The sequence below is a fragment of the Kitasatospora sp. NPDC018058 genome (assembly GCF_044327205.1).
Classification (GTDB): Bacteria; Actinomycetota; Actinomycetes; order Streptomycetales; family Streptomycetaceae; genus Kitasatospora.
In genome coordinates this window covers 41,610-58,035 of record NZ_JBIRFA010000010.1, presented here as the reverse complement: position 1 = coordinate 58,035, position 16,426 = coordinate 41,610, and the positions used below count along the sequence as shown (strand labels likewise).

Below are 16,426 nucleotides of genomic sequence, written 5' to 3'. Positions count from 1 at the left end.
CGGGGGAGGGGCGCGGGCGGTCGGCCCGTCCGGGCCGATCACCACGCCCCTCCCCACCCTCCTCAGAAGAGCCGCGCGGCCGCGTACGCCTCCATGGCGGCCCGCTGGTAGGCGGCCAGCCCCGGGGCGATGGCCTCGTACGCGGCGCTCCACATCTCGTTCTCCGTGCAGGAGCGCGCGATCGCGAGGTACTCCTCCACCGGGACCGCCCGGACCCCGCTGAGCAGCTGGTACTCCTCGTCGATCATGCGCTGCGCGGGCTCGGCGTCCGCCGGTTGGCCACTCGCCATCAGCTCCGCCAGGCGGACCATCCGTGCGGTCCGCTCGCGCTGGCCGGCCTCGATCTCGGCCGGGGTCATCGCGGCGGTCGCCTGCCGGGCCGCCTCGGCGTGCTCGGGGAAGTCGCGCAGGCTGACGTCGACGTCGGCGGGCTGGATGCCCTCGAACAGGTTCTCGGGTCGGTTGATGCTGGTCATGGACGTGCCGTCCTTCCGGGAGCGTTCCAGGTCGGCGATCGTGCGAGAGACGGTGGCGGCCAGGGAGTCGAGCCGGTCGCGCTCGGTGACCAGTCGGCGGTGATGGCCCCGCAGGGCCTCCAACTCGTCCACCTGGTCGCCCAGGATCCGGGCGATCTCGGTCAGCCCCACGCCCAGTGCCCGTAGCACGAGGATCTGCTGCAGCTGCAGCAACTGCCGCTCCTCGTAGTAGCGGTGGCCGTTGGAGCCGATCCAGGCCGGGGGCAGCAGCCCGATCTCGTCGTAGTGCCGCAGGGTTCGGGCGGTCACCCCGGACATCCGGGCGACCTCCGCGATGGGCCAGGCCATGGCCGTCTCCTCTCCCACATCGCTTGGACCAGGGCCGGTTCCTCCGGCCCTGGTCATGACGGTAGAAGCTGCCGCTGCGGCAGCTTCAAGCCCGCACGTTCAAACCCTCAGCGCTGAACGGCTCGCACGGCTGAACGGCCGGATGGCTCGCGCGGTTGAACGACTGAACGGTCGAATGGCTCGCATGGCCGAACGGTTCAAGCAGCTGAACGGCTCACACGCCGGTGAACCAGTCCAGCGACTGCCCGTGCGGCCCGGTGTAGGCCACCGGCTGCTCGTCCAGGGCGAGTGCGAACAGTCCGGGCCGGGCCGGGGCCTGGGCGGGGAGCCGCTCCGCCACGGTCGGCAGCACGGCGATCGCCTCGTTGGAGATCCAGTGCCCTGGCAGCTCGCGCATCGTCGTCGCGAACTGCTCCCGGGCCTCCGGCGGCAGGTAGGCGAGCACCGCGCTGTGGAACACCACCGGCGTCGCCCCCGCCGGAGCCAATGCCACCAACTCCCGTACGGTCGCGTTGAGATCGCCGCGCGTCAGTAGCGGCGGTTCGGTCCGGGCGATCTGGACGGCGCCGCGCAGCCGCTCCAGCCGGTGGGTCTGCTCCGGCCAGACCAGCGACTCCAGCCAGCGCATGTCCTCCTCGGCCCGGACGTCCAGCGGGTTGAGGTCGCTCCCGGCCCGCCGCACCACCTCGGGCAGCCGCTCCCGCAGGGAGTCGACCATCGGCACCGGTCCGCTCACCGCGCACTCCAGCGTCACCGGGCTCCCCTCGGTGCCGAACTCCTCCACCGCGGCGCCGGATTCACCCTCGGACACATACCGGTACCGGTACCGGTCCGGGTACAGGCAGAGCCCGGCCGAGGCGCCCACCTCGATCAGCGCGAGCGGCTGCGGCAGCGAGGCCAGCAGCGGCAACAGGGTGGCGCAGCGGCCCGCCTCGTTGGTCTGGGTGCGCCGCTCCAGCATGGTCGCCGAGACTTCGTCCCAGCGCGTCGCCGCCCAGTCGCGGAAGGCCGGCCAGCCCTCGGCCACCGGACCGCCCAGGTGCCGCACCGCGCCGAACAGCAGGTTCGGCTGCCGCTTCGGGACCGGCAGTTCCCCCAGCAGCCCGAGCAACTCCGCGTCCCCCGCGACCCGTTCGGCCAGTTCCTGGTAGATCGCCGAGTTGCCGCGTGCCTCCCGCTCCGCAAAAGCGAGGTAGAGGTTCCCCGTTCCGGTGTCCATGGTGCGTACTATGCTCGGCGAACTCCTCGGCCCGCGCACCACGCTCTGGCTCGGCGAGGTCGGCCTCGCGACGGCCTTCCTGCCGGTCTACCTGTCCCCGCCGCGCACCCGCCGACCGCCTCGGGTGCCGGAGCCGGAGCCGAGCCGGCACTGGCACCAGCCCCGGCACTGCCACCGGTACCGGCGCTGCCACCGACACCGACACCGACACCGGGGCACACGTCTACCAGCGCGGAGTGCCGTGTCCCGGCTGCCAGTCCAGCCCCGGGTTCGGCCGCGGACGAAGGGTGCGCACCAGCGCGCTGACCGACCAGACGACCACGGTCAGCAGCCCGTAGAACAGCAGCAGCGCCCAGAACGGGGTGGTGGACAGGCTCCGGCTCTCGAACCGGCACCACGCGTCCGGCGGCAGCCAGGACGCCCCCGTCTCCAGCAGCCGCCCGCCGCCCCGCACCAGGCCGCGCTCGCAGCGATCGCCGTAGTCCAACGACCGCACGTACAGCAGGCCGTACAGCGCACCCGCCGTGGCGAAGGAGAAGGCGGCGCTGATGCCGAGGAGCATCGCCCGTCTTCGCCCGGCCGCCGTACGGATGTTCGTCACTGGGGCAGCGTACCGGCGTGATGGCCCCGGCCCTGTTCAGAAGGGCCCGAACGGCCAGCACGCCCCTGGCCCGGATCACCCGAACGGCCGACGCGCTCCCGGCCCGGATCACCCCAGCAGGCCGCCCATGTGCCCGTCCTCGGCGAGCAGCCGCCAGGAGCGGCCCGGCGAGGCGAAGGCCTCCGGGTCGACGGTCTCCACCAGCCGGTCCACCACCGTGCTCAGCAGCGACTGCGGGTCGAACACCGCCCAGGTGTCCCGGCCCCGGCCGTGGTCCCAGCGCTCCCACTCGGCGCGCAGCCGCTCGTACGTCCACAGCGCGTAGAGCAGGGCGGACAGGTCGCGGTTGAGGTAGGCCTCGGGCTGGCCGTCGTCGTACCAGTCCGGCAGTTCGAGCCGGCCGGTGGCACCGTCCAGGGCGATCGTGAGGTCGGTCGGCCAGTCCCCGAGGGCCAGGTAGTCCCGCTGGTACGGGCGCTCCTCCTCGCCGTCGAAGTACTCGGGGTACGCCTCCGCCATGGTGACCAGCGGTTCCTCGCACGCCCCGAACATCGCCCCGCCCAGCGGCAGCCCGACCTCGGTCAGCAGCCGCCGGGTCGGCTCGTGCACCAGGGCAGCAGGCAGCCCCTCCGGCCGGAAGCGGTGCACCAGGCCGGCCCCGCCGTCCTCGTCCGTCAGCGCCGCGAGCTCGGTCACCAGCTCCTCGCCGACCTCGTACGCGGGCCCGTCCGGCCCGCCCGGCAGGGCGCCCCAGCCCAGCGCCCGCACCAGCAAGGCGGTTCCCCAGTGCGCCGGTACGGCGCTCCGCCCGAACAGCGCGGGGTCGATCTCCCGCATCCGCCGCTCGGCCCCCGCCGTCACCTCGGCCACCACCGCCGGACCGCGCCGCCCGTCCAACGCCTCCGACCGCCGGGACGCCTCGCCCACCGCGTCCACCTCGCGCATCAGGGCGGCCAGCGCGGTCAGGTCGGAGGCCAGCAGATCGCGTCGCGGACCGCCGTTGCCGAGGAACACCTCGCCGGTGGTCCCGTCCAACAGCACCAGGTTGCCGACCGCGGCGAAGGGCGTGCAGTAGTCCGTCTCCCCGAGGACGAACAGTCGCCCCGCCCCGCCCGGGAAAGCCTTCAGTGGGCCGCCGTCGAGCACCCCGAAGTCCAGGAACGCCCCGGCCGTGGGCAGCTCCTCCCGCACCAGGAACTCCCGGCTGCCCTCATGGACCACTCCGCCCGGCACCCCGACCACCCGCGCACACCCCACGTCCCCCACCCTTCACGGTTCCGCCCCCTGACCCACCAGACCCTAGCGGGCCCGCCCGACAGGGCCACGCGGGTTTCGCGCGTCGGGGCGGGATCGTGACGTGCCGCCCGGCGAAGCGGCGGTGCGTCCTACGGCAGTGGCACCTCGTCGACGTTGCACTGCCCCGGCAGATCCGCATCGCAGAACACGCACACGTAGTGCTCCTCCCGCACGATCCCGCAGCGCCCGCACTCCGGGCAGCGCCGGAACACCACCGCGTGGGTGAAGCCGCCCGGGTGCGGCAGTCCGACCCGGTCGAGGGCCGCGGCGACGGCGGTCCAGGATCGGACGTCCGGGCAGTAGCCGGTGGACAGGTTGCTGACCGTCTCCACCTCCCGAGCCCCCCGAGCCCCCCGAGCCCCCCGACCGCCGCCGTCCGAGCACCGGAACCCGATCTCCCCGGCTCCGAGTACCAACTCCCCGCCCGCGCAGGCCACATGCTCACTGCGGCGCGGGGCGAGCCGCAGCGCCCCGGCCAGGTCGACCACGAAGGTGAACGGCTCCGCCCATTCCGCCGCCGTCCGCTCGCCCGCCCAGGCGGCGAACTCGCGAGCCGTCCGCACCCGTCGACCATCAGGGCTGCCGTCCGACGTCAACTCCCGCAGCTCCGGCGGCCCCACGTACCGGTACGCCCGCCCGAAGCCCTCCTCGACCTCCGTCGCGACACCCCGCTCGCCCAGCCGCACCCGCCAGTACGCCATCTCGACGGCCGTCCCGCTCAGCCCGAACTCCCGCAGCTCCGCGAGCAATTCACGCGCCTTCGTCAGCGGAACTCCCTTCCGCGGCACCCGCAGCGCGGCCACCGGGTCGTCGAGTGGCTCCGTGAGCCGCAGCCGGGCCGGACCATGAGCGGTCAGCAGCGCCTCGCGGACGTCCGCCGGCGCCGCCTCCGGTCCCGCGTGCTCACACGAGGCGGCGCCGCAGGACGGGCAGCGGCGCTCGGCGTCCCACCACAACTCCCGCCCGCCGCGCAGGAACTGCCCGAGGCTCCGGACGGCAGCGCCCCCACAATCCGTACACCGGACGGCCATCCTCGCGCCCTGCTCCGCCCACGTCATGCCGGCCACCCCGCGAACCCGCTCACGGACGGCGACCGGCGTCGGCGCGCTCGAACAGCCGGACCAGGACGAGCGTGGTCTCCGGATCCGGCTCCACGAAGGCGGCCCGGACCGGGTGACGCCCGGCGGGCAGGTCGAGGCGCAGCCGACCCTCGGCAGCGGACTCCTCGGTCGTCCAGTGGTCGTCGAACGGATGGGTCGCTCTGCATGTCATCTCCCAGACCAACTCCTCCTCCCACTCGGCGAGTTGCAGCGCTCGTGGCGCGGCGGCGACGGTCGCCTCCGCCGACTCGGCCGCCAACCCGCCGCAGCGGCAGCCCCTGCTTCGGCAGGGAGGCGGTCGGCATCGACGCCTCGCCGAGCACCGGCACCGGCACCAGTACCTGCGTCCCGCCGACGTCCAGGAGCCCCGGGTGCCCGTCGACCTCGACGGCCCGGCCGCGGTCCGCGCCCGCACCCCCCGGTCCGCGCGTCCAGCGCCACCTCGGGGCCGGCAGCAGCGGCCCGATCAGGGGATCGACCCACTCCGGCTCGTTCGGTTCCACCCCGGCACCGTAACCCGCGGGTCAGATGAGCCCGCCGGCCTCTCGGGCAGCCCGCTCCACGCGGTCGTGGTGGGACTGCCACCAGTCCTCGTCGCCCGGAGCGGTGTTGACGCCGTCCGAGCGCTGGCCGGTGGCGCCGTCGATGAGTTCGCGGACCAGGTCGGCGTGGCCGACGTGGCGGTGGGTCTCGGCGATCATGTGGACGAGCACCCGGTGCAGGGTCTGCTGGTTGCGGTTGCCGAACGGCACCTGGCCGACCGTGTCCAGCGGCAGTTCCTCGATGATGGCGTCCGAGTGCGCCCAGACCCGCCGGTAACGCCCGACGATCTCCTCGGTGCTTTCGTCCGCCCGGGCCCACAGGTCGCCGTTGGGTTCGGCGTCGCCGACGATCCACAGCGGGGTCGGCTCGGGGAAGGGCCGCCCGAAGGTGGCACCGAAGTGCAGCGCCTCGGCCCCGGTGACGTGCTTGACCAGCCCCAACAGGTTGGTCCCGGTGGGCGTGAGCGGGCGCCGCAGGTCGTACTCGCAGAGGCCGTCGAGCTTCCACAGCAGGGCGTCACGGGCGTCCTGGATGTAGATCCGGAGGTCGTTCTTGTCGTCTGTCGCGGTCATGGGATCAGTCTGTTGACCGCGGGGGAACTGTCCATTGAATTCGGTGCCTGGCGAAGCGCCAGCCCATGTCGTGATTGCCGGGGCGCGTCGGGAGGGCGCGCACGGCGGGGCGCAGCCCCGAGCGGGCCCGAACGGGCCCGGAACAAGCGTGGAGCAAGCGCGGAACGAGCCCTGCGGCGGCCCGACGGCAGCCCGACAGCGGCCCGACGCCCACCATGACGAGCACGGAGAGTGACGGGTGGGGTGGGTATGGCGGACTTGAATCTTTGCGAACGAATGTTCGATCCTGGGGCTGTGCCCATTTTCGAATCTGTTTTCGAATCTGCCGCCGAGCAGCCCGAACGCCCCGCGCTTCGGCCGGTGGCGTCCCCGGCTGCCCTGGCCGGAGAGTCGGGAGAGCCGGGGGAACAGGAGGAACCGAAGACGAAGCCGGTGACGCTCCGCCCGGTGGCGTCCGCCGTCGCGCCCGAGGGCGGGCAGGAGGCGGTGCGCGGGCTGGTGCCGGTGGTGCCCGCGCTGAGGGAGGTGCTGCCGGATGGCGGGCTGCGGCGGGGGACGGCGGTGTCGGTGGCGGGCGGGGACGCAGGGCTGCTGCTGGCGCTGGCCGCCGGGGTGCGGGAGACCGAGGGCGGCTGGGCCGCGGCGATCGGGCTGCCGGACCTGGGGCTGGCCGCCGCCGAGGGGTACGGGCTGGACCTGCGGCGTCTGCTGGTCGCGGACGACCCGGGGCCGCACTGGCCCGAGGTGGTGTCGGTGCTGGCCGGTGCGGTGGAACTGATCATGCTGCGCCCGGCCGGACCGGTGCCGCCGAAGCTGGCCGCCAGGCTGGCCGCGGTGCTGCGGCGCAACGGTTGTGTGCTGTTGGTGGCCGGGCCGTGGCCGGGGGCGGTGCTGCGACTGGGCGTGCGGTCCGGGCGCTGGTTCGGGCTGGGGGACGGCTACGGGCAGCTCGCCGGGCGGCAGGTGGAGGTGGTGGCCGAGGGCCGCGGCTCGGCGGTGCGCGGCCGGTCGGCTCGGCTCTGGCTGCCGGACGAGCACGGCGCGGTGCGCCCGGTCCAGGAGCAGCCCCTCCGGGAGCGCCCGCAACCGGTGGCGGCGGTGGTGTGACATGCCGACGATGCGGGACGGCGACCGAACCCCCCGGGTGCTGGTGGTCTGGTGCCCGGACTGGCCGGTGGTGGCCGTCACCGGCGACGACCCGGTGGCGGTGACCGAGGGCGGGCGGATCCTCGCCTGCTCGGCGGGCGCCCGGGCGGCCGGGGTGCGGCAGGGGCAGCGGCTCAAGCTGGCCCAGCGGCTCTGCCCGGAGCTGGAGCTGCGCGACCGCGACCCGGAGGCGGAGACCCGCCGCTTCGAGCCGGTGGTCGCGGCGGTGGAGGCGTTCACGCCCCGGGTGGAGGTGATCCGCCCGGGCCTGTGCGCCATTCCGGTGAAGGGTCCGGGCCGTTACTTCGGCGGTGAGGAGGCGTTGGCGGTCAAGGTCGGTGCGGCGGTGGCGGAGGCGCTCGGCCGGCCGGCCGTCCCGGACGCCGTCCCCGGCGCGGTGACGGTGCCTGACGCAGTACCGGCAGCACCGGCCGACCACGCAGACCAGTCCGACCAAGCGGATCAAGCGGATCAAGCCGACCAAGCAGACCAAGTAGACCAAGTAGGCCAAGTCGACCCGGCAGCGTCGCCGACCACCCCCCACGCCCAGGTCGGCGTCGCCGACGGCCTGTTCGCCGCCGTGCTCGCCGCCCGCGCCGGGGTGCTGGTGCCCGCCGGACGTACGGCGGAGTTCCTCGCCCCGTACCCGGTGGGCGCGCTGGGCGACGAGACGCTCGCCGAGCTGCTGGGGCGGCTCGGCCTGCCCACCGTCGGGGCCTTCGCCGCGCTGCCCGCGGAGGCGGTCGCGGACCGCTTCGGCCCGGCCGGGACGGCCGCGCACCGGCTGGCCCGCGGCCTGCAGCCGCGTCCGCTGGTGCCGCGAGGCGAGGAGCCGGACCTCTCCGTCGAGCAGCGCTTCGACCCGCCGGAGCCGCTCGCCGAGCCGCTGGTGTTCGTCGCCCGCACGCTGGCCGAGCGGCTGCACCAGCGGCTGGCCGGGGCCGGGCTGACCTGCCGCCGGGTGGCCGTCGAGGTGGCCTGCGCGGACGGCCGGACCGCCTCGCGGCTGTGGCGGCACGAGGGCCGGTTGTCGGCGACGGCGCTGGCCGAGCGGGTCCGCTGGCAGCTCCAGGCCTGGCAGAGCGCGGGCACCTTCGAGGACGGCGGGCAAGAGGGCTTCACCCTGCTCCGCCTGGCCCCCGACGGCCTCTCCCCGGACCAGGGCCGCCAGCTCGCGCTGTGGGGCCAGGCCGTCGCGGACGACCGGGTGGAGCGCGCGGTGGCCCGGGTGCAGGCGGTGCTCGGGCACGCCGGGCTGCGCCGGATCGAGCCGGCCGGCGGGCGCGGCCCGGGCGAGCAGCAGGTCAAGGTGCCGTGGGGCGAGCCGTACGAGGCGGCGGCCCCGGCCGACGCGCCCTGGCCGGGGCGGCTGGCGGACCTCTGGCCGGCCGTGGTGCTGCGCGAGCCGGCGCCGGTGCGGGTGCTGGACGGGGCGGGGCAGCCGGTGACGGTGGACGGCCGGGCGGGGGTGTCGGGCCGGCCGGCCCTGGTCGTGGTCCGGGGTCGGGAGGAGCGGGTGGAGGGCTGGACCGGGCCCTGGCCGGCGGTCGAGTACTGGTGGGACCAGTCGCTCGCCCGCCGCCGGGCGCGGTTCCAGGTGGTGGTGGACGGCGGCCGCGCGCTGCTGCTCACGGTGGAGGGGGGTGCGTGGTACCTGGAGGCCGGCTACGACTAGCGGTCCCGGAACCCGGAGAGCCGGCGGTCCCGGAATCCGAAGGAGGGCCTTCGGTCCCCGGGACCTGAAAGAGGGGGGAGCAGGACGAGCACGAGAACGACGAAGGCAACCCCCGATGGGCTTCACCAGCCACCCCACCCTCCCCTGGAGCGAGCTGCACCGACGGCTGACCGGCGCGGCGCCGGACCGTACGGTCGTCCCGCTGCGCCGCCCCGCCGGGGAACCCCCTGCCGTCAGGGTCGACAGCGACGAGCCCTGGGCCGAACTGCACGTCCACTCCGCCTTCAGCTTCCTGGACGGCGCCAGCGACCCGGAGGACCTGGTCGCCGAGGCGGCCCGGCTGGGTGTGGAGACCCTCGCGATCACCGACCACGACGGTCTGTACGGCGCCGTCCGGCTCGCCGAGGCGGCCCGGGGGACGGGCGTGGCCACCGTGTTCGGCGCCGAGCTGACCATCCGCCACGAGACGGGCGACACCGAACACCTGCTGGTCCTCGCCCGTGACCCGGCCGGCTACCGCCGTCTCTCCGCCGCGATCGCCGCCGCCCAACTGGCCGGCGGCGTCAAGGGCCGCCCGAGGTACGACCTCGCCACGCTGGCCGGGGCGCACGACGGCCACTGGGCGGTGCTCACCGGCTGCCGCCTCGGCCGGGTCCCCGCCGCGCTCGACGGAAAACCGCTCGACGGAAAACCGTTCAACGGAAAACCGCTCGACGGAACACAGCGCCCCGAACACCAACTCCGCACCCTCACCGAGGCGTTCGGCCGTGGGAACGTGTACGTCGAGCTGATCGACCAGCGGCTGCCCGGCGACGACCGGCGCAACGACGCCCTCGCCGCGCTCGCCGCCCAGGCGCGACTTCCCGTCGTCGCCTCCACCAACGCCCACCACGCCGGCCCCGCCCAGGGCCGCCTGGCGCAGAGCCTGGCCGCGCTGCACGAGCGCCGCACCCTGCAGGAGGCGGCCGGCTGGACCAGGGCGGCCGGCACCGCGCACCTGCGCTCGGGCCGGGAGATGGCCGCCCGGCTGGCCCGCTTCCCCGGGGTGCAACGGGCCACCGTCGAACTCGGCCGGTCCTGCGCCTTCGACTTCGCCAAGCTGGACCCGGAGCTGCCCGGCTACCCCGTGCCCGAGGGCGAGACCGAGATCAGCCATCTGCGGGTCCTGGTCGCGGCCGGGGGCCCGGCCCGCTTCGGCCCCGGCAACGCCGCCGCCCGTCGCCAGCTCGCCAAGGAGCTGGACGTGATCGAGGACCTCGACCTGGCCGGCTACTTCCTGATCGTGCACGACATCGTGGACTTCTGCCGCCGCGAGTCCATCTGGTGCCAGGGCCGCGGCTCGGCCGCCAACTCGGCGGTCTGCTTCGCCCTCGGGATCACCGCCGTCGACCCGATCCACTACAAGCTGCTGTTCGAGCGCTTCCTCTCCACCGCCCGGGACGGTCCGCCCGACATCGACCTGGACATCGAGAACCGTCGCCGCGAGGAGGTCATCCAGTACGTCTACCGCCGCTACGGCCGCGAGCACGCCGCCCAGGTCGCCAATGTGATCACCTATCGGCCCCGGCTGGCGATCCGCGACGCCGCCCGGGTGCTCGGCTACCCGCAGGGGCAGGTGGACGCCTTCAGCCGGCAGACCGACTTCCGCTCCGCCCCCGGCGCGGACGCCGTCATCCCCGCCGACGTGCTCTCGCTCGCCACCCAACTCCACGGCCTGCCAAGCCACTTGGGCATCCACTCGGGCGGCATGGTGCTCACCAAGGAGCCGATAGGTGAGATCTGCCCGACCGAGTGGGCCCGGATGTCCGGGCGCTCGGTGCTGCAGTGGGACAAGGAGTCCACCGCCGGCGCCGGGCTGGTGAAGATCGACCTGCTCGGCCTCGGCATGCTCGCCGCGCTGCACGACACCTGCGACCTGGTCGCCGAACACCACGGCCTGCGCTACGACCTGGCCACCATCCCGGACGACGACCCGGGCGTGTACGCGATGCTGCGCCGCGCCGACACCGTGGGCGTGTTCCAGGTCGAGTCCCGGGCGCAGATGGCCACCCTGCCCCGGCTCAAGCCGGACCACTTCTACGACCTGGTGGTCGAGGTCGCGTTGATCCGCCCCGGCCCGATCCAGGGCGGATCCGTCCACCCGTACCTGCGCCGCCGCGCCGGGGTGGAGCCGCCCGGCTGCCCGCACCCGCTGATGGAGAACGCCCTCGGCAAGACCCTCGGGGTGCCGCTGTTCCAGGAGCAGATGATGCAACTCGCCATCGACTGCGCCGGGTTCACGCCCTCCGAGGCCGACCGGCTGCGCCAGGCGATGGGTGCCAAGCGCTCCCACGAGCGGGTCGCCCGGCTGCGCGAGCGGCTACTGGGCGGGATGGCCGAGCGCGGCATCCCGCCCGAGGTGGCCGAGGACGTCTACGGCAAGATCGAGGCCTTCTCCAACTACGGCTTCCCGGAGAGCCATGCGATCAGCTTCGCCTACCTGGTGTACGCCAGCGCCTGGCTCAAGTACCACTTCCCGGCGGCCTTCACCTGCGCCCTGCTGGCCAACCAGCCGATGGGCTTCTACTCGCCGCTCAGCCTGGTCGCGGACGTCCGGCGGCACGGCGTACGGGTGCGCGGGGTGGACGTCAACGCCAGCGGGCCGCGCCCCACCCTGGAGCCGTACCGGGGCCCGACGCCCGAACCGCCGCTGACCGCCGGCCGCCCCCAGCCGGCCATCCGGCTCGGCCTGGAAACGGTGCGTGGCATCGGCACCCCGCAGGCCGAGGCGATCGCGGCCGGGCAGCCGTACGCCGACCTGGAGGACTTCGCCCGCCGCACCGGCCTGCCCGCGCCCGTCCTGGAGGCGCTGGCGACGGCCGGCGCCTTCGGCTGCTTCGGGCTGACGAGGCGTCAGGCCTTGTGGGCGGCGGGCGCGTTCGCCGGGATCTCGGCCGAACTGCTGCCCGGCACCACCCCCGGCGCCGAGGCGCCGGAGCTGCCCGAGCTGAGCCCGGTCGAGGCGACCATCGCCGACCTGTGGGCCACCGGCACCTCCGCCACCAGCCATCCGCTCCAGCACCTGCGTGCCCACCTGGAGCGCGGCGGCGCGCTCTCCGCGGCCCAACTCCCGGACGTGCCGCCGGGAACGGCGGTGGTGGTCGGTGGCCTGGTCACCCACCGGCAGCGGCCGCCGACGGCCGGCGGGGTGCTCTTCCTCAGCCTGGAGGACGAGACCGGCCTGATCAACGTGATCTGCAACCGCCCGGTCTGGGAGTCCCAGCGCCGCACCGCCCTGGACCGGGCAGGCCTGCTGGTGCACGGCCACATCGAGCGTGACCGGGGCGCCACCAACCTGATCGCCACCCGGCTCACCCCGCTCCGGATCGGCCTCTGAGCGGGGTGAGCCGGGGAGGCCGGGAAGGCGGGCTCGTCGCCCAGGTCGAGGATCCGGCCATGGGGCGACCGGTCGGCTCAGTGGACAGCCGATCTCCGTGAGGTCCTCGGCCGGTTCCTCCAGGTCCGGGTCCGGGGTGAGCGCCGCCACCTGGCGGGCAGGCGGCTGAGCGGGGCGTTCATGCCCGCCATGGAACGCCAGGGGTCCGACAGGCCCTACGCCCGGGGCTGCCGTCCCTTGCCGGGCGGCCCGGCGAAGGCCTGGGCGATCGGGATCCAGGCGGTGGCGACCGGGCCGGTGGCGGTGAGGGCGAGGTCGTCCCGGTGGCGGCGCTGGGTCACCAGCAGGCAGAAGTCCAGGGCCGGGCCGGTCACCACATCCGGCACGTCGGCCGGGCCGAGGGCCCACAGCCCGCCGTCGGGGGCGGTCAGTTCGAGTCGCACCGGTTGCTCCGGCGCGGGCAGCCCGTGCGCGGCGAAGGCGAAGCCCAGGGTGCGCAGCCCCAGGTGGGCGATGTGCCGCAGTCGGGCGGTGGGCTCCCGGGTCGCGCCGAGCGCGTCCGCGACATCCTGGCCGTGCGCCCAGGTCTCCATCAGTCGGGCGGTGGCCATCGAGGCGGGCTTCATCGGCGGGCCGAACCAGGGCAGCCGGACGTCGGCCGGGGCGGCGGTCAGCGCGGCCAGCGCCTCCTCCCGGCCGGCCCGCCAGCGGGCCAGCAGCTCTGTGGGCTCGGCGGCCGCGCCCTCCCGCGCCCCCTCCTCGACCGGGTCGGCCCCGGAGGCCAGCAGCTCGGTGAAGCGGCCGCCGAGCGATGCGGTGAAGCGCTCCGGGTCGCGTGCGGCCAGTACCGTCCAGTCGTCGGTCCACGCCAGGTGGGCGATCTGGTGCGCGATCGTCCACCCCTCGGCGGGGGTCGGCCGGGCCCAGTTCTCGGCCGCCGTCCCGGCCACCAGGCCGTCCACGACGGCGCTCTCGGCCCGCAGGTCGGCCAGCAGGCCGCGCAGGACGTCATCCGGGCCGCGCAGGACGTCACCAGGGGCGTTCGGGTCGGTCATCGGCTTCCCCTTCCAGGAGTGCCATCAAGGCAGTTGCTACCCGCCGGTAGCTCGCGGCCGCACCCTACGCCGGGCCCGGCACCGGCGTCCGCCACTCCACGAAACACGCATGTCAGGACTCTCGCCACCGGCCCCACCGCGTGTGACAATTCCGCGATGACCAGGGCCGCGGACACCCCCACCGCTGCGCGCACGGACGACCCGACCGTTGAGCGAACGGACGACCCGACCGTTGAGCGCACGGACGACCCGACCGTTGAGCGATCCGACGAATCCGAACTCGCCGCGCGCGCCGCCGAGCTGGTCCGGGACGCCGTGCTCGGCGACCTCGCCCGCCGGGTGGTGGCCGAGTGCGGCGCCGACGTCGGCCTGATCGGCGTGCCCGAGCCGCTGCCCGGGAGCCGCCCCGGCAGCGAGGGCATGGTGCTGCGCCACTGGGCCGGCACCCGGGCGGACCTGCTGCACGACGTGCCCGTCCCGGCCGGCCTCGGCCTCGGCGGCCGGGCGCTCGCCGAGCGCACGCCCACCTGGGTGCCCGACTACCGTGCGGCGACGACCATTTCGCACCACTACGACGCGGCCGTGGCCGCCGAGGACCTGTACGCGATGCTCACCGTCCCGCTGATGGACGGCGGCACCGTGCACGGCGTGGTGTACGCCTCACTGCGCGCCGTCGTGCCGTTCGGGGACGTCCGGATCTCCGCCGTCGGCAAGCTGGCGGCGGCCGCCTCCCGGGCGCTCGCCGGGGCGGCCGCCTGGAACCGGGAGCGCCCCCGACCGGCTGCCCCCGTACGGCCGTTGACCCCGCGCGAGCACGAGGTGCTGCGCTGGGCGGCGACCGGCCGGACCAATCCGGAGATCGCCGCCCGACTGGGCCTGACCTGCAACACCGTGACCGGCTACCTCAAGTCCGCGATGCACAAGCTCGGTGTCCGCAACCGGACCGAACTCGCCCTCGCGGCGCGCGAATCGGGCCTCGTCGGTTGAGCCCTGACGTCAGCTGAGCCCTGACGTCGGCTGAGCCCCGACGTCAGTTGACCTGGCGCTCCCGCGTCGACCAGTACGGCTCGCGCAGCCGGAACTTCTGCAGCTTCCCGGTCGCGGTGCGCGGCAGCGTGTCCCGGAACTCCACCGAGGTGGGTGACTTGTAGCCGGCCAGCCGCTGCTTGCAGTGCGCGATCAACTCCGCCTCGGTGACGGCCCCCTGGCCCTCCCGGAGCACCACCAGCGCCTTGACCGTCTCGCCCCACTTCTCGTGCGGCACCCCGATCACCGCCGCCTCGGCCACCGCCGGGTGGCTGTACAGACAGTCCTCCACCTCGATCGAGGAGACGTTCTCCCCGCCGCTGATGATGACGTCCTTCTTCCGGTCCGAGATGGTCAGCTGGCCGTCGGTGAGGGTGCCGCCGTCGCCGGTGTGGAACCAGCCGTCCCGCAGCGCCTCGGCCGAGGCCTCGGGCTGCTGCCAGTAGCCGTCCAGCACGGTGTTGGAGCGCACCAGCACCTCGCCGGAGGGGTCGATCCGCAGCTGGGTGCCGAGCGCCGGGGCGCCGGCCTGCACCAGCTTCTCGGCCCGCTCGGCGGCCGGCAGGGCGTCCCACTCGGCGCGCGAGCGGTTGACCGTGACGATCGGGGCGGTCTCGGTCAGACCGTAGAGCTGCATGAACTCCCAGCCCAGCTGCTCCTCGACCTGCTGCACCACCGAGGTCGGCGGCGGCGCGCCGGCCACGATCATCCGCACCCGGTCCCGGCCGGGCACCGGGCCGTCCCAGTCGGCGGCCGCGTCCAGCACCATCTGCACCACGGCGGGCGCGCCGGACAGGAAGGTCACCCCGTGCCGCTCGACCCGGCGCAGGATCTCCGCGCCGTCCACCTTGCGCAGCACGATGTGCTGCGCGCCGAGCCCGGTGAGCGAGAACGGCAGGCCCCAGCCGTTGGCGTGGAACATCGGCAGGGTGTGCAGGTACACGTCCCGGTCGTTCGCGCCGTAGTGCAGGCCCATCAGGGTCGCGTTCAGCCAGGCGTTGCGGTGGGTGAGCTGAACGCCCTTGGGGCGGGCGGTGGTTCCGCTGGTGTAGTTGATCGTGGCGGTGTCGTTCTCGGAGACGGCGTACCGGCGGGGTGCGTTGTCGAAGTCGTAGAGCACGGCGTCGCTGTCCGCGCCGAGGACGAACTTGTGCTTGGCCACCACCCCGGCCAGCGCGTCGGCGAGTTCGGGGTCGACCAGCAGCACGGAGGCGCCGCTCTGCTCGACGATGTACGCGACCTCCTCGGCCTTCAGCCGGAAGTTCACCGGCACCAGCACCCGGCCGTACCCGCTCACCCCGAAGAAGGCGGTCAGCAGCCGCGCCGAGTTGTGCGAGACGATCGCGACCCGTTCGCCCGGCCCGACGCCGAGCCGGTCCAGCCCGGCCGCCTGGGCCCGGGCGAGTTCGGCGATCCGCCGGTAGCTCAGCTCGCCCCAGGTTTCGGCCGGTTGCACCGGCTCGTCGACGATGCCGACCCGGTCGCCGTAGACCAGCTCGGCCCGGTCGAGGAAGTCCATCACGGAGAGTGGAATCTGCATGCGCCCACTGTCCTCTCCCGCCCGCCCCCTGCACACCCCCGATCGGGGGTGTCACCCGTCCGGGCAAGGCCTGTCCGCGTGTGGTCCGACGGCCGCCAGCGCCGCGACCAGCCGGTCCCGCGCCTCGGTCTGGGCGGCGATCCGGCGCTCCAGCACCGCCAGCCGCTCCCGGACGATCCCCAGCACCCGATCGGACGGCGGGCGCGAGAGCACGTCCCCGTCCAGGCAGCCCAGCAGTGGCCGGAGGTCCTCCAGGGTGAGCCCGGCGCCCACCAGCGCGCGGATGTTGCGCACCCGGACGACCGCGGACTCCCCGTACTCCCGGTAGCCGTTGGCGGCCCGCTCGGAGTCGATCAGCCCGGCCTGCTCGTAGTGCCGCAGCGCCCGGGCCGTACTGCCCGTCCGCTGCGCCAGCTCACCGATCCGCACTCGCCACCGCCCCCACCGCCTAAC

Annotated in this window: 14 protein-coding genes; 4 read left to right on the top strand and 10 right to left on the bottom strand. The window is 74.5% G+C overall.

Going from position 1 to position 16,426, the window contains the following annotated elements:
* Positions 1–62: 62 nt before the first annotated feature.
* From ACH4E7_RS16175 to ACH4E7_RS16145, 7 genes are all read right to left on the bottom strand, one after another.
* A complete protein-coding gene (locus ACH4E7_RS16175) occupies positions 63–824 on the bottom strand; it encodes a MerR family transcriptional regulator (RefSeq protein WP_396249683.1) in 762 nt (253 codons plus the stop codon).
* A 214-nt stretch (positions 825–1,038) separates the two neighbouring features.
* Positions 1,039–2,043: a DUF2332 domain-containing protein gene (locus ACH4E7_RS16170; protein ID WP_396249682.1), complete on the bottom strand. Its 1,005-nt coding sequence runs from the start codon at positions 2,041–2,043 to the stop codon at positions 1,039–1,041.
* 223 nt (positions 2,044–2,266) lie between these two features.
* Positions 2,267–2,644: a hypothetical protein gene (locus tag ACH4E7_RS16165; protein WP_396249681.1), complete on the bottom strand. Its 378-nt coding sequence runs from the start codon at positions 2,642–2,644 to the stop codon at positions 2,267–2,269.
* 108 nt (positions 2,645–2,752) lie between these two features.
* Positions 2,753–3,901 carry an SUKH-4 family immunity protein gene (locus ACH4E7_RS16160; protein WP_396249680.1) on the bottom strand — a complete coding sequence of 383 codons (1,149 nt, stop codon included), beginning with the start codon at positions 3,899–3,901 and terminating at the stop codon, positions 2,753–2,755.
* 128 nt (positions 3,902–4,029) lie between these two features.
* Positions 4,030–4,998, bottom strand: coding sequence for a hypothetical protein (locus tag ACH4E7_RS16155; RefSeq protein ID WP_396249679.1), 969 nt, complete (start codon positions 4,996–4,998; stop codon positions 4,030–4,032).
* Positions 4,999–5,020: 22 nt separating this feature from the next.
* The gene (locus tag ACH4E7_RS16150; RefSeq protein ID WP_396249678.1) at positions 5,021–5,299 is read right to left on the bottom strand and encodes an Imm21 family immunity protein; all 279 of its coding nucleotides are present in this window, start codon (positions 5,297–5,299) and stop codon (positions 5,021–5,023) included.
* A 265-nt stretch (positions 5,300–5,564) separates the two neighbouring features.
* Positions 5,565–6,155: a DinB family protein gene (locus ACH4E7_RS16145; protein ID WP_396249677.1), complete on the bottom strand. Its 591-nt coding sequence runs from the start codon at positions 6,153–6,155 to the stop codon at positions 5,565–5,567.
* A gap of 447 nt (positions 6,156–6,602) precedes the next feature.
* Here ACH4E7_RS16145 and ACH4E7_RS16140 point away from each other — a divergent pair, with 447 nt between their 5' ends.
* The 3 genes from ACH4E7_RS16140 (at position 6,603) to ACH4E7_RS16130 (ending at position 12,352) form a co-directional block, all read left to right on the top strand.
* Positions 6,603–7,262 (top strand): hypothetical protein, encoded by a 660-nt coding sequence (locus ACH4E7_RS16140; RefSeq protein WP_396249676.1) that lies wholly within the window; start codon positions 6,603–6,605, stop codon positions 7,260–7,262.
* Between the two features lies 1 nt (position 7,263).
* A complete protein-coding gene (locus ACH4E7_RS16135; protein ID WP_396249675.1) occupies positions 7,264–8,976 on the top strand; it encodes a DNA polymerase Y family protein in 1,713 nt (570 codons plus the stop codon).
* Between the two features lie 115 nt (positions 8,977–9,091).
* Complete coding sequence (locus ACH4E7_RS16130) at positions 9,092–12,352, top strand: error-prone DNA polymerase (protein ID WP_396249674.1); 3,261 nt, start codon at positions 9,092–9,094, stop codon at positions 12,350–12,352.
* Between the two features lie 215 nt (positions 12,353–12,567).
* Here ACH4E7_RS16130 and ACH4E7_RS16125 read toward each other — a convergent pair whose 3' ends face one another.
* On the bottom strand, positions 12,568–13,407 hold the full coding sequence (locus tag ACH4E7_RS16125; RefSeq protein WP_396249673.1) for a TIGR03084 family metal-binding protein: 840 nt from the start codon (positions 13,405–13,407) through the stop codon (positions 12,568–12,570).
* A 156-nt stretch (positions 13,408–13,563) separates the two neighbouring features.
* On the opposite strand from ACH4E7_RS16125, the gene ACH4E7_RS16120 reads away from it, so the two are divergent.
* Entirely contained in the window at positions 13,564–14,394 is an 831-nt protein-coding gene (locus ACH4E7_RS16120; protein WP_396249672.1) for a LuxR C-terminal-related transcriptional regulator, read from the top strand.
* 43 nt (positions 14,395–14,437) lie between these two features.
* Here ACH4E7_RS16120 and ACH4E7_RS16115 read toward each other — a convergent pair whose 3' ends face one another.
* Both ACH4E7_RS16115 and ACH4E7_RS16110 read right to left on the bottom strand, forming a co-directional pair.
* The gene (locus ACH4E7_RS16115; protein ID WP_396249671.1) at positions 14,438–15,973 is read right to left on the bottom strand and encodes an AMP-binding protein; all 1,536 of its coding nucleotides are present in this window, start codon (positions 15,971–15,973) and stop codon (positions 14,438–14,440) included.
* A 51-nt stretch (positions 15,974–16,024) separates the two neighbouring features.
* Positions 16,025–16,402, bottom strand: coding sequence for a MerR family transcriptional regulator (locus ACH4E7_RS16110; protein WP_396249670.1), 378 nt, complete (start codon positions 16,400–16,402; stop codon positions 16,025–16,027).
* Between the last annotated feature and the right edge of the window lie 24 nt (positions 16,403–16,426).

Coding starts and splice junctions, on each gene's coding strand:
- ACH4E7_RS16175 (WP_396249683.1), bottom strand. CDS start 824: ATGGCCTGGCCCATCGCGGAGGTCGCCCGGATGTCCGGGGTGACCGCC.
- ACH4E7_RS16170 (WP_396249682.1), bottom strand. CDS start 2,043: ATGGACACCGGAACGGGGAACCTCTACCTCGCTTTTGCGGAGCGGGAG.
- ACH4E7_RS16155 (WP_396249679.1), bottom strand. CDS start 4,998: ATGACGTGGGCGGAGCAGGGCGCGAGGATGGCCGTCCGGTGTACGGAT.
- ACH4E7_RS16145 (WP_396249677.1), bottom strand. CDS start 6,155: ATGACCGCGACAGACGACAAGAACGACCTCCGGATCTACATCCAGGAC.
- ACH4E7_RS16135 (WP_396249675.1), top strand. CDS start 7,264: ATGCCGACGATGCGGGACGGCGACCGAACCCCCCGGGTGCTGGTGGTC.
- ACH4E7_RS16130 (WP_396249674.1), top strand. CDS start 9,092: ATGGGCTTCACCAGCCACCCCACCCTCCCCTGGAGCGAGCTGCACCGA.
- ACH4E7_RS16125 (WP_396249673.1), bottom strand. CDS start 13,407: ATGACCGACCCGAACGCCCCTGGTGACGTCCTGCGCGGCCCGGATGAC.
- ACH4E7_RS16120 (WP_396249672.1), top strand. CDS start 13,564: ATGACCAGGGCCGCGGACACCCCCACCGCTGCGCGCACGGACGACCCG.
- ACH4E7_RS16115 (WP_396249671.1), bottom strand. CDS start 15,973: ATGCAGATTCCACTCTCCGTGATGGACTTCCTCGACCGGGCCGAGCTG.